Source organism: Flagellimonas alvinocaridis (genome assembly GCF_965248585.1).
Classification (GTDB): domain Bacteria; phylum Bacteroidota; class Bacteroidia; order Flavobacteriales; family Flavobacteriaceae; genus Flagellimonas; species Flagellimonas alvinocaridis.
In genome coordinates this window covers 1,378,116-1,390,608 of sequence record NZ_OZ252111.1, presented here as the reverse complement: position 1 = coordinate 1,390,608, position 12,493 = coordinate 1,378,116, and the positions used below count along the sequence as shown (strand labels likewise).

Genomic DNA, 12,493 nt, shown 5'->3' with positions numbered 1-12,493 from the left:
TCATAAGGCTTTTATAGTATGAACATGAAGCAATATTTTATAATATCAGCACTTGTATTGGGAGTTTGCACTGCATCTGCCCAAAATTTCACCCGCCAAGACACCCTTAGGGGGAGTATTACCCCAGAGCGCGAATGGTGGGATTTAAATTATTATGACCTAAACGTAAAAATAGAGCCCGATAAAAAATACATCTCGGGACATAATGTGGTCCGCTATAAAGTACTCAACGCTGCCAAAGTGCTTCAAATTGATTTACAACAACCCATGCAAATAGCATCTGTGACCCAAGATGGCCAACCGTTGGAGGTCACTTCCGAAGGAAATGCACATTTTATCACTTTGAAGAAAGAACAGGTTCCTGGAGAGTTCAATACCATCGAAATCCATTTTTCAGGTTATCCCCGTGAGGCTGTGAGAGCCCCTTGGGATGGTGGTTTTTCCTGGAAAGAAGATATCAAAGGAAATCCTTTTGTGGCCACATCCTGTCAAGGGCTTGGCGCCAGTGTGTGGTGGCCCAACAAAGACCATATGTACGATGAAGTGGACAGTATGCGTATCCGTGCAACCGTTCCGAAAAACCTTATGGATGTTTCCAATGGAAAACTTGAAAGCGTAGAGGAGGAAGTCGATTTTAAGACCTACAACTGGTTCGTGGCCAATCCCATCAACAATTATGGTGTGAATGTGAACATTGGCAACTACGTTCATTTTGGTGAAAAATACGAAGGTGAAAAAGGCACTTTGGAGGTAGATTATTACGTACTGCCCGAAAATTTGGAAAAGGCCAAAGAACAGTTCAAACAGACCCCGATGATGCTCAAAGCATTTGAACATTGGTTTGGCCCCTACCCTTTTTACGAAGATGGTTTTAAGTTGGTGGAAGTACCCTATTTGGGCATGGAGCACCAGAGCTCCGTCACCTATGGAAACCAATACACCAATGGCTATTTGGGGCAAGACCTTTCCGGTTCTGGATGGGGCCTTAAGTTCGATTTTATCATTATCCATGAAGCAGGTCATGAGTGGTTTGCCAACAATATTACCTACAAGGATATTGCCGATATGTGGATTCATGAAGGCTTTACGGCCTATTCAGAAAACCTCTATCTGGATTACCATTACGGTCCCAAAGCTGCTTCGGAATATGTCGCGGGAACCCGAAACAACATTCAAAACGACAGGCCCATTATAGGTACTTATGGGGTAAACCAAGAAGGTTCTGGAGATATGTACTACAAAGGGGCCAATATGCTGCATACCCTTCGTCAGCTCATAGAGGACGATGAATTATGGCGGCAAATTTTAAGAGGTCTGAATACTGAATTCTACCACAAAACCGTGACCACGCAGCAAATTGAGGACTACATCAGTGAAAAAACTAACAAAGACCTATCCGCCTTCTTCAACCAATACCTGCGCACTACCATGATTCCCATGTTTGAATACCAACAAGAGGGAAGTTCCATAACCTATAGGTATGTGGACATTGTGGAGGATTTTGATATGCCCATTCGCGTATTTGTTGATGGTAAGGAACAGTGGCTCTTTCCAAATGCCGAATGGAAAACGGAGACGCTGCAAGGAAACGAACTCATTTTTGATCCTAATTTTTATATCGAAACCAAAAAAATCTGATTTGAGCAAACTCCCGGAGCATTATTTCCAAAACGATTCAGATTGGCGTGATTGGCTGCATGAAAACCATGACAGTTCAGACGGTATCCACTTGATATTCTACAAGGTGGAACACCATATGGAAAGTATGCGATGGGAAGAAGCCGTAAGGGTTGCCCTCTGTTATGGTTGGATAGATAGTACGGTGAAAAGTTTGGGCGACGGCAAGCGGAGACAATATTTTTGTCCCAGAAAACCCAAAAGTGTATGGAGCAAGCTCAACAAAGACCATATTAAGGATCTAAAATCCAAAAAATTAATGCACAGCAGTGGTCTTGCTGCCATTCAGGTTGCCAAGGAAAATGGTTCTTGGTCAGCTTTGGACGATGTTGAAAACGGAGTGGTGCCCGAAGACCTTCAACGGGCATTCAACCAAAATAAAGAGGCCAAAAAGAATTTTGAAAACTTCACCCACAGTCAACGTAAAAGCTATTTGTATTGGCTCAATCAGGCCAAACGTGAAGATACCCGACAGAAAAGGATAGCAGAAATTGTGGGGATGTCAGCCCAAAACATCAAATACAGAACCGATGGAAGGTAACCTTGCCTTCACCGAAATCATATTAAAGCATATTTAATTCATAAAGAGGGGATTTCCCTGCAGTCTCATTTCAGTTAACATCCTTTTAAGAATTCCACTTGGGGTTTTTGGTATCTTTAGGCGACTAATTGACCTTAAAAATGAAAAAGCCTCTTTTCCTGTTGATGCTCTTCGCATCAATATCTCTTTTTGCCCAAGATTTTTCAATGGATTTGCTTCAGGACATGAAGCCCCGGAACATCGGACCAGCCGGAATGAGCGGTCGTGTCACAGCCATTGATGTAGAACTATCCAATCCAGATGTCATGTATGTGGGAACCGCTTCGGGCGGCCTGTGGAAATCGACTTCGGGAGGGATTAAATGGGAACCCATATTTGACCATGAGGTTACTGCCTCCATTGGTGCAATTGCCATTCAACAATCCAACCCATCCGTAATTTGGGTAGGTACCGGAGAGGGAAACCCGCGGAACAGTCTCAACGGTGGATACGGTATCTACAAATCCCTTGATGGTGGAAAAAGTTGGAAGTCTATGGGGCTAGAGAAAACCCGTCATATTCACAGGGTCATTATTGACCCCACCAACCCTGATGTAGTCTATGTTGGGGCCATTGGTTCACCATGGGGCGAGCATCCAGAACGTGGTGTTTTTAAAACCACCGATGGCGGAAAGACTTGGGAGAAGATACTTTTTGTAAACAATAAAACCGGGGTGGCCGATTTGGTCATGGACCCCACCAATCCGAATAAATTGATTGCGGCCATGTGGGAGCATAAACGCGACCCGTGGTTCTTTAAATCAGGAGGTGAAGGCAGCGGTCTGTACATGACCCATGATGGAGGGGCCACTTGGAAACAGATTACCGAGGAGGATGGTTTGCCCAAAGGCGAACTGGGCCGGGTTGGTATTGCCATTGCACGTAACAAGCCCAATATTGTCTATGCATTGGTAGAAGCCAAAAAAAATGCATTGTACAGATCGGTTGATGGAGGTTTCAAATGGGAAAAGATCAATGATAAAAACGATATTGGCAATCGCCCATTTTATTACTCCGAAATCTATGTAGACCCCCAGAATGAAAATCGTGTTTACTCTGTTTTCACCTACATAAATGTCTCTGAGGATGGTGGGAAGAATTTTACCCAATTGATGCCTGCCTACGGAGTTACCAATGGTGTGCACCCTGACCACCATGCCTGGTGGATACATCCTACCAACGGACAGTTCATGTTGGATGGCAATGACGGTGGGTTGAACATCACCAAAAATGGAGGCAAGACCTGGCGCTTTATTGGCAATTTGCCCGTTGCCCAATTCTACCACATTAATGTGGATAATGAGTTTCCATACAATGTATATGGAGGCATGCAGGATAATGGTTCTTGGAGAGGACCAGCCTATGTTTGGAAAGATCAAGGTATACGGAACAGCTATTGGCAAGAAATTGCCTTTGGAGATGGTTTTGATGTTGTCCCGGATAAAGACAACAGTCAATTTGGATATGCCATGAGCCAACAAGGCTATGTTCGCCGATACGATTGGAAAACAGGGAACGACTACACCGTTCGTCCAACCCATCCAGATCCGGAAACCATGCTCCGTTTCAATTGGAATGCAGCCATTGGCCAAGACCCTTTTGACAATGGCACAGTCTACTTTGGAAGTCAGTTTGTACATAAATCCACCGATAAGGGACTAACATGGGAAGTCATTTCCCCTGATCTGACCACCAATGACCCCAAAAAACAGAAACAGAGCGAAAGTGGTGGACTTACCATGGATGCCACAGGGGCTGAAAACCATTGTACCATTATTGTAGTGGAGCCCTCCCCTGTTGAAAAAGATATGCTGTGGGTTGGTACTGATGACGGTCAGGTCCATTATACCCAAAATGGCGGTAGTACTTGGGTTGATGTCACCAAAAATATTAAAGGGTTACCCGCAGGTAGTTGGATTCCACAAATAAAAGCCTCGCAAAAAAATAAAGGTGAAGCCTTATTGATTGCCAATGATTACAGAAGGTTCAACTACACTCCGTATGCTTACAGAACCAAAGATTACGGAAAAACATGGACCCGTATTGTAGATGAAAATGATGTTGAAAGCTATACACTTAGCATCTTGGAAGACCCTGAAAACCCTAACCTTATGTTTTTGGGTACAGATGATGGATTATACATTTCTCTAAACGCTGGTTCCAAATGGCAAAAATGGGGAAAAGGCTTTCCGTCCGTTTCCACCAAAGATTTGGTCCTACAGCCCAGAGAGCAGGATTTGGTCATTGGAACCTTTGGTAGGGCCGCTTGGGTACTGGATGATGTTAGGCCATTGCGCGCTTTGGCGGGTAATTCAGCCCTATTGCAAAAGGAGATTAGCCTGTTCAACAGTCCTGATGCCTACTTGGCGGCATATCAGCAACCCACAGGAAGCCGATTTGGTGGTGATGCCTTGTATAATGCTGAAAATAGACCATCAGGGGCTATGATTACCTACTACATCAAAGATGTGGCTCCTAAAAAAGACGCTGGCAACAAAAAAGAAGATGAAAACGGGGAAGAAGCTTCAAACTCGGAAAGCACCAAGGAAAAAAACAAAGACTCCATCTTCTTTAATTTTTATGATGGGGACAAACTCATCAGAACCCTAAAATACAAGACACCCAAAAAGGCCGGGGTTCATAGAATCTATTGGGGGCTGGATGAAAAAGCCCCGGACTACCCATCAAGGACGATTGTGAAAAATCCAAGGGAGTCGGGCGGATTAACCGTTAAACCTGGAACTTATAAAGTGGTGGCCCACTATGGACAATTTAAGGATTCCACCTCTGTTACCGTAAAAACAGACCCTCGCTTAAACATTTCCTTGGCATCTATAAATGAAGTGTATGCCACTGGAAAAAAATTGGACGGTTATACACAAACTGCAGCAGATGCAGTAAAACAATTGGTGGAGAACAAGAACTTGGCCAACAAGTTCCAAAAAGAGCTTAAAGAATTGGACAAGGAAAAGTTCAAGGATCAAATTGAAGCTTCAAAGAACATAGTAAAGGAAATAGATTCGGTTATAGCCCTATATTTGGGCAAGGAAGACAAACGCCAAGGCATTACCCGAAATCCAGAACCTTCTGTAGTGCAAAGGCTCAATACGGCTGGTTCATATGTTGGTAGCCGTCAGTCCGGAATCACGGAAACGGAAAAAAGACTGGTCCGCTTTGCGGAAGACGAATTAAAATCGGCTTTGGACAAGACCAATACCTTTTTCAATGAAAAATGGAAACCTTATCGCAAATCCATAGAAAACTTAGATCTTTCACCCTTTAAAGAAACAGAAACCTTTAGTTTAGATTAATGCAGCATAAAAGAAGCACATTATCGGCCTTGTTGGTCGCACTTACCGCAACAGTATTTTTAAATGCCCAAACACCTGGAGAAGATGACCTTGGCGCTTGGTATATGTATTTTGGGACCAATAAAGTATCGGAGCGACTCAGTATACATACCGAAGCACAATTCCGATACTATGAAACCACAAGCAATTTTAACCAACTGCTGTTGCGTACCGGATTAAATTACCACATCGACCCAAGCGCCATTGCCACTATTGGTTACGGTTTCATCAAGACCGATGGTTCTTTTGATGAACCTTTGGGAGGATTGGACAGTAGGGAACATCGGATATTTGAACAATTCATATTAAAAAACAAGGTTTGGGAATTCCTTTTTGAACACCGCTATCGTTTGGAGCAACGGTTTTTGGAACTAGGGGATACCACCGATACTCAGCACAGGGCCCGCTATCGTATCCAAATGACCTTGCCGCTCACCGATACCTTTTTCTTGAATTTTTATGACGAGTTGTTCATAAACCTACAAGACGATTTGTTTGGACAAAATCGTTTGTACGGTGCTTTGGGCATCCATATTACGGAGAATAGCAGTGTTCAGTTTGGGTACCTTAGAAACCAGTTTGCCAATGCCGTTTATGACCGTTTGCAGATAGGTTTCTTTTTTAATCCCGACTTAAGAAAGGTCTTTGCAAAAAAAGCTAAGGACGAGAGTTAGTGGTTTTTGACCCCGTTGAGCTAATGTTGGATGGGTCAATTGCTCATTTATCAACCTAAAAAAAGCAATATGGGGATTCAAAAAGTAACTTTCAATAATAAAGAAGGGCAAATACTGGCAGGTCGCTTGGAGCAGCCGGTGGACCAACAACCGCACAACTTTGTACTCTTTGCGCATTGCTTTACCTGCACCAAAAATCTCTTGGCGGTTAAACACATTGGCAGGGCATTGACCTCAAAAGGTTTTGGTGTGCTGCGTTTTGACTTTACCGGACTTGGTGAAAGTGAAGGGGATTTTGCGGATACCAATTTTTCTGGAAATGTACAGGATTTGATTGCTGCGGCAGATTTCCTAAAGGAAAAATACAAAGCCCCTGCTTTGATCATTGGCCATTCTTTGGGTGGTGCGGCTTCCATCTTTGCAGCTTCAGAAATTGCTTCGGTAAAGGCAGTGGCTACCATAGGAACTCCATCCAATCCTGTTCATGTAAAGCATTTACTGAAGAGTGATCTAGAAGAAATCAATACTACTGGGAAAGCTGTTGTAAATTTGAGCGGGCGGGACTTTACCATCAAAAAACAGTTTTTGGATGATTTGGAAAACAAATCCCTAATAGAAGTCATCAAACACCTGAGAAAACCCATACTCATTCTTCATTCGCCCCAAGATTTGACCGTAGAAATCAGAAATGCCCAAGATATTTATATTGCTGCACATCACCCCAAGAGTTTTATCTCATTGGATGGTGCCGACCACCTATTGTCCAACAAACAAGATTCCATCTATGCAGGTGAAGTTATTGCAGGTTGGGCAACACGGTATCTGGATATTGAGAACACCCTAAATACCCCTTTAAAAACCGAGCACCAAGTAGTGGCAAGTTTGGATGGTGACAATGGCTTCACTACCCAAATGAAGGTTGGAAACCATTTCATGACAGCTGATGAGCCCACATCTTATGGCGGGAACGATTTTGGCCCTTCTCCCTATGAACTAGTTTCGGCGGGGCTTTCGGCCTGCACGGTCATGACCGTGCAAATGTATGTTAAACGCAAAGGTTGGCCCCTTGAAAACATTGAGGTGCATACTTCCTACGAAAAAACGCATGCCATAGATTGTGAAAACTGCGAAAGCGAGGGAACAAAAATTGATACCTTTTATCGGGATATTAAATTGACCGGGGACTTGGATGAGAAACAAAAGGCCCGAATCATGCAGATTGCTGATAAATGTCCCGTGCACAAAACCTTACACAGCGAGACCCAAGTAATCAACAAGTTGATTTAAACAAATAGGAGATTATAGCCGCATGTGTCGGATGTCAAAATAATCCAGCTCCAGTTCAATTACGGCATTGTAGATATTTCGAAGCGATTTTGCGTATTCCCTCTGGTTAATATATCCCTTTACTTTGTTTTCCCTTAGACGGCGGTATCCCTTACAAAAAGTTTTTTTCTTTTTGCAGTACACAAAGAAGTTGATATAATCTAGAACCTTAGAGATCACCGTCATAATTTATATGTTGATAGTCAACACAAATGGTATTTCTATAACGGTCCTATGTACAAAATCGTATGGTGCCTTAAGTTGATTGATCGGAAAATTATTGACACCTCCCTAAATAATGGTTACCTTAGACTGAACCTAAAAATTCTCACTAATGAAAAAAATACCCGCAGTGGTAATTGGGCTGGCGCTAATGGTTGGCTTTAGCTGCAAACAAGTAAAAAAGGAAGCGGAAGAGACATCCGAAGAAATAGAAGAAACCGTTGAACAAGTGGTTGAAACAATGGAAACCAAATCCATTTCGTTTAAAATGGAACCCAAAAGTGACAGTAATGTAAGTGGCGATGTAGCCTTTACCGAAGAAAATGGTACGGTTGTCATGAAAGCGCACCTTACCGGTCTTACCGAAGGTGAACACGCCATACATATCCACGAGAAGGCTGATTGTTCTTCGGCTGATGGAACTTCTACGGGAGGTCATTGGAACCCAACCTTCCAACCCCACGGAAAATGGGGTGCCCAGGAAGGGTACCATAAAGGAGACATTGGCAACTTTGTGGCCGATGCCGAAGGTAATGCCACCGTAGATTTTGCCACCAAGGAATGGTGCATCGGGTGCGACGATGAAACCAAGGACATCATGGGTAAAGCGGTCATCGTTCACCAAGGTGTGGATGATTTCACATCGCAACCCAGTGGAGCCGCAGGAGCCAGGGTTTCCTGTACCGGTATTATACAGTAATAAAACGGCGGCCCATGGGCCGCCGTTTACCCTTGAAACATTGTAAAAACCATTTCATATGGAAATAACAAAAGAATACTCCAATGGGGAAATCACCGTGGTATGGAAACCCAAACTGTGCCAACATGCAGGAATCTGTGTGAAAATGCTCCCCCAAGTATATAATCCAAAGGACAAACCTTGGATAAAGGCCGAAAATGCTTCGACCCATGAATTAAAGAACCAGATTGCCCATTGCCCTTCGGGAGCATTGAGCCACTACACCCCTACCTCCTGATTATGGAACAAGAGTATAATCTTGTGGACAACGCTGAAGCCAAACGGTTTGAGTTTGACTTGGGCGATTCTATTGCCAAAATAGAATACATCCGTGCCAAGGAAAAAATATATCTTACCCATACCGAAGTACCTGAGTCCCATGGCGGAAAGGGCATTGGTTCCAAATTGATCAAACAAACACTGGAACACATTAAAGCAGAAGACCTTACCTTGGTTCCACTCTGTCCTTTTGTTGCTACTTATATAAGCAAACACCCTGAATGGAAAACGTTGGTTCTAAAAGGAATCAATATTGCGTAAGCCATAACTTCTATTTTCCAAACAAACCCTTTGGGGAGCACCTTATTTTTATATCTTTAGCTGGACAGCTATGCATTTGGACAACCTCATACAAAGATTCCAGAATAAGGACAAGGCCGCTTTTGAGACCTTGCACAATATGTATGCGGAAAATATTTGTGGGGTAATCAATGTAATACTCAAAGACCCGGAACGCTCCCAAGAACTTTGTCAAGATGTATTTGTAAAAATCTGGAACAAATCGGACCAATACGATACTTCCAAAGGTCGATTTTTCACTTGGATTCTGAATATTGCCCGTAATACGGCCATTGACGAACTGCGTTCCAAAAGCCATAAAAACCAAAAGAAAAACCTCCCTGTTGATTCTCTCGTAGGTATTTATGAAAACAGTGAGGACCTAAATGGCAAAATAGACACCATTGGGCTGCAATCGTTATTGAAGGGGTTGAAGGATAAATGTATTCTATTGATAGATTTGCTTTATTTTAAGGGATTTACCCAAAAGGAAGCCGCAAAAGAATTAAAGACACCAATAGGCACCATAAAAACACGGATTAGAAGTTGTATTTCCGAAATACGGAAAAATTTACCCCAATAAGATGGATGTAAAGGAATACATAGCATCAGGAATTTTGGAACTCTACGTAGCTGGAGCACTTTCCCCTGAGGAAAATTTGGAGGTGCAACACTACGCGCTACAACACCCTGAAATCCAAAAAGAGATTGAGGCTATTGAGGAAACTGTACTTCAGCTTACCCGAACTGCTTCCCCAAAATTGCCAAAGGATAATTTTAATGAGATTTTGGCCCAATTGGACGATGTTATACCGTTTAAACCCGAAGCCTCCAAAAAGCGAACACCTTGGGGCAGTTATCTAGGTTGGGCAGCAGCGGTATTATTGGCTGTGGGACTTTTTGGGCTGTACCTTGAAAACAATAAGCTTAAGACCGAAATAGAAATCACCAATCAGGAAAGGGAAAATCTGGAGGAAATCCTATCCACTACCCAAGAAAGAGTTATTGATAAGGAAGCTCTTCTACAGCAACTTCGTGACCAAAATGTTACGGTTGTGGCGTTAGGCGGACAGGCTGTATCTCCAGATTCGTATGCCAAGGCCTACTGGAACCGGGAAGAAAGCAAGGTCATTATCGACGCCCAAGGTCTTCCTGAACCTCCACCTGGCTATACCTACCAGGTCTGGTCCCTAAAATTGAGCCCATTGACCCCCACCAGTATTGGTCTCTTGGAAGACTTTGCCACGGCCGACAGTAAATTGTTCTCTCTACCCAATCCCAATGAGTCTGAAGCATTTGGCATTACCTTGGAGCCCGAAGGTGGTAGCGAAACCCCTACACTGGAGCAGCTGTACACCTTAGGTGCCGTTGGGGCATAAAAAAAAGCAGCTTGGCAACAATCCAAGCCGCTTTTATTAAAAATCAATTCACCAAAAAATTATAGTTTCACCCCAACCCCAAATCCAAAAATCCATGGGTTGATATCAACATCGGCAACTACGGTCGCACCAAGTGCCGTGGTAGCATTTACAGTAGCATCTGTGTTCAAGAACAATTTTTTCACATCAACGTTCAAGAACCATTTGTCGTTAAGCATAAAATCGAATCCTCCCTGCAATGCATATCCAACGGCCGTATCATAATCCACGTCATCGGCAACAGGTCCCTCATCCACACCATAGAACAGGGTCAGGTTCAATCCAGCCCCCAAATAGGGCACAAAATCGCCTCCCGTGAAATGGTACTGCCCAGTCAATGTTGGGGGAAGCAGCCACACATGGCCCAAATCAATATCCCCAACTTGCGTACCAACGGCTTCAACATCGTGCTTAGTTGTGGCCAAAATCAACTCCAAAGACCAATTTTCATTAAAAAAGTAAGATATATCCAGCTCTGGAACAACCGCCGTTGAAATGGACGCATCCCCACCAATAGCTTCAATATCAGCGCTCTCATCTGGCGTTACTACAATACCACGAAGTCGAAATTGCCAAGGACTACCGGCATCGTCCGTCGATATATCCTGTGCTATTCCCATGTTGATGAATCCCATTAATGCCATCGCTGCTAAAAGTACTGTTCTTCTCATTGTCTTGAATTTTAAGATTGAACAAAATTACTGTGCAGAATAGCCCATAAACATGATGTTTATCATTGGAAAGTCTTGAGAAAAGACATGTAACCCAATCACGAATTGGATAGTAAAAATCAAGTAGGCAAGATAGCGTTGGTCATACCATTAAAACCACTTTTTACGCTTGAAAATAAGTATGGAGATTATTGTAACTACCAACATGAGTCCCAAAAGAACAAAATAGCCGTAGGGCCATTTAAGTTCCGGGATGTTCTCAAAATTCATCCCGTAAATTCCGGCCAAAAAAGTCAAGGGAATGAATATCACCGAAAATATGGTCAAGGTTTTCATGACCTCATTGAGGCGATGACCCTGAATACTAAAGAACAGATTGATTTGACTTTCCAACTCTTGGGTGTCCGAGTCAATATCATTGGTAAGTCCATTGATTTGCTCCCGAAGCTCACTAAAATACTTGGTATGAAACCCTTTTACCTCAACCCTTTCCAACCGATTAACAATATCGCGGAGCCCATGTGATGCTTTTTTAAATTGTTGGATGAGGGCTTTCTTGTTTTCCACCTCGAACATAAATTCAGGTGTCGGCTCCATTTTAGTGGCACGATCCAGCATGTTCTCCATAAGCACCATTTCTTCATATTTTTCCTTGTAGTTGGAAATCAAGGTTTCCAAAATAAAGAACAACAGATAATCGGCTTTTTTCTTCCGAATAATTCCCTTGTTATCAAAAATCCGTGCCCTTATCCAATCAAAGTGGTCTCCCCATTTTTCTTGGATACACCAGACAAAGTCCTTGGCCACCACAAAAAACATCTGTTCAGATTCCAGGTTATGGTTCTCGGTCTTGATGATTCTTGCCGCAATAAAAAGCTGCTCTTCCAGCTCTATTACCTTGTTTCCAAAGTTTTGGTTCAACAGTAGGCGTAGTAGAAAGTCATCCAATTCATTACTGAGCACCATCTTTCTGAACTCATCCATATACTCCAGGCCATAGGTGTTTACCCAGGTTATGGTCTTATTACTTTTGGAAAGCAAAATATCCTCTTCCAACGAAAATTTTCTATTGTAATAATCCTCAAGTGAATAGTTGATTACCCAGGTATTATTTTCGAAATCTGTAACCATTATTGTAAAAGTAAAACGGGTTATTTGTAGTTTAGAGCAATAAGTTAAACCAAATTTAGCAAGATTGGATCATGGTGGGCGTAATGTCTTTTAAAACTGAAATTTTAGTAACTGGAATATTATTGGTTGTCATTTTTATTTTGAACT

13 protein-coding genes are annotated in these 12,493 nt (G+C 42.8%); 10 read left to right on the top strand and 3 right to left on the bottom strand.

The features are described 5' to 3' along the window. Positions 1-24 precede the first annotated feature (24 nt). From ACP14V_RS06320 to ACP14V_RS06300, 5 genes are all read left to right on the top strand, one after another. Entirely contained in the window at positions 25-1,638 is a 1,614-nt protein-coding gene (locus ACP14V_RS06320; RefSeq protein WP_272609811.1) for a M1 family metallopeptidase, read from the top strand. 1 nt (position 1,639) lies between these two features. Beyond that, positions 1,640-2,218 carry a YdeI/OmpD-associated family protein gene (locus ACP14V_RS06315; RefSeq protein ID WP_272609810.1) on the top strand — a complete coding sequence of 193 codons (579 nt, stop codon included), beginning with the start codon at positions 1,640-1,642 and terminating at the stop codon, positions 2,216-2,218. A gap of 140 nt (positions 2,219-2,358) precedes the next feature. Then, positions 2,359-5,568, top strand: coding sequence for a WD40/YVTN/BNR-like repeat-containing protein (locus ACP14V_RS06310; RefSeq protein WP_272609809.1), 3,210 nt, complete (start codon positions 2,359-2,361; stop codon positions 5,566-5,568). After that, on the top strand, positions 5,568-6,281 hold the full coding sequence (locus tag ACP14V_RS06305; protein WP_272609808.1) for a DUF2490 domain-containing protein: 714 nt from the start codon (positions 5,568-5,570) through the stop codon (positions 6,279-6,281). The genes ACP14V_RS06310 and ACP14V_RS06305 overlap by 1 nt, the downstream gene beginning before the upstream one ends. Before the next feature lie 69 nt (positions 6,282-6,350). Then, a complete protein-coding gene (locus tag ACP14V_RS06300) occupies positions 6,351-7,568 on the top strand; it encodes a bifunctional alpha/beta hydrolase/OsmC family protein (RefSeq protein WP_272609807.1) in 1,218 nt (405 codons plus the stop codon). 12 nt (positions 7,569-7,580) lie between these two features. Here ACP14V_RS06300 and ACP14V_RS06295 read toward each other — a convergent pair whose 3' ends face one another. Further along, the gene (locus ACP14V_RS06295; RefSeq protein WP_272609806.1) at positions 7,581-7,793 is read right to left on the bottom strand and encodes a hypothetical protein; all 213 of its coding nucleotides are present in this window, start codon (positions 7,791-7,793) and stop codon (positions 7,581-7,583) included. Between the two features lie 148 nt (positions 7,794-7,941). Here ACP14V_RS06295 and ACP14V_RS06290 point away from each other — a divergent pair, with 148 nt between their 5' ends. The 5 genes from ACP14V_RS06290 (at position 7,942) to ACP14V_RS06270 (ending at position 10,505) form a co-directional block, all read left to right on the top strand. Next, positions 7,942-8,529 (top strand): superoxide dismutase family protein, encoded by a 588-nt coding sequence (locus tag ACP14V_RS06290; protein ID WP_136566118.1) that lies wholly within the window; start codon positions 7,942-7,944, stop codon positions 8,527-8,529. A gap of 58 nt (positions 8,530-8,587) precedes the next feature. Beyond that, entirely contained in the window at positions 8,588-8,806 is a 219-nt protein-coding gene (locus ACP14V_RS06285) for a (4Fe-4S)-binding protein (protein ID WP_272609804.1), read from the top strand. Between the two features lie 2 nt (positions 8,807-8,808). Further along, positions 8,809-9,108, top strand: coding sequence for a GNAT family N-acetyltransferase (locus ACP14V_RS06280; protein ID WP_272609802.1), 300 nt, complete (start codon positions 8,809-8,811; stop codon positions 9,106-9,108). A gap of 70 nt (positions 9,109-9,178) precedes the next feature. Then, positions 9,179-9,709, top strand: a complete 531-nt coding sequence (locus ACP14V_RS06275; protein ID WP_136566115.1) for an RNA polymerase sigma factor — start codon at positions 9,179-9,181, stop codon at positions 9,707-9,709. Position 9,710: 1 nt separating this feature from the next. Continuing rightward, a complete protein-coding gene (locus ACP14V_RS06270) occupies positions 9,711-10,505 on the top strand; it encodes an anti-sigma factor (RefSeq protein ID WP_136566114.1) in 795 nt (264 codons plus the stop codon). Between the two features lie 59 nt (positions 10,506-10,564). On the opposite strand, the gene ACP14V_RS06265 is transcribed toward ACP14V_RS06270, so the two are convergent. Then, positions 10,565-11,215 carry an OmpW/AlkL family protein gene (locus ACP14V_RS06265; protein ID WP_272609801.1) on the bottom strand — a complete coding sequence of 217 codons (651 nt, stop codon included), beginning with the start codon at positions 11,213-11,215 and terminating at the stop codon, positions 10,565-10,567. Between the two features lie 150 nt (positions 11,216-11,365). Further along, complete coding sequence (locus ACP14V_RS06260; protein WP_136566112.1) at positions 11,366-12,346, bottom strand: CorA family divalent cation transporter; 981 nt, start codon at positions 12,344-12,346, stop codon at positions 11,366-11,368. Between the last annotated feature and the right edge of the window lie 147 nt (positions 12,347-12,493).